Origin of the sequence: Shewanella sp. N2AIL (genome assembly GCF_022690845.1) — a bacterium.
In the GTDB taxonomy this organism is placed as follows: Bacteria; Pseudomonadota; Gammaproteobacteria; order Enterobacterales; family Shewanellaceae; genus Shewanella; species Shewanella baltica.
Genome location: NZ_JALBYT010000134.1, coordinates 1 through 248, shown reverse-complemented (window position 1 = coordinate 248; position 248 = coordinate 1). Strand labels below are relative to the sequence as shown.

Below are 248 nucleotides of genomic sequence, written 5' to 3'. Positions count from 1 at the left end.
GCGAAGACATCGTCGACTTATATGCCCATCGATGGGAAATCGAACTGGGCTACAGAGAGATGAAACAACATCTGTTGGAGAGCCGTTTTACGCTACGCAGTCAACTACCGGAGCTGGTGACTCAAGAGCTGTGGGGCGTGCTACTGGCCTATAATCTCATTAGATATAAGATGTTGCTGATGGCTAAAAGCTTGCCATCGGTCCATCCTAATCAACTGAGTTTTAGGGATGCGGCGAGTTATATCACC

General features: G+C 48.0%; 1 protein-coding gene. It reads left to right on the top strand.

All coding sequences use genetic code 11. The features are described 5' to 3' along the window. A partial coding sequence (locus tag MO387_RS21050) for a transposase (RefSeq protein ID WP_242326525.1) occupies positions 1–248 on the top strand: 248 nt, incomplete at both ends.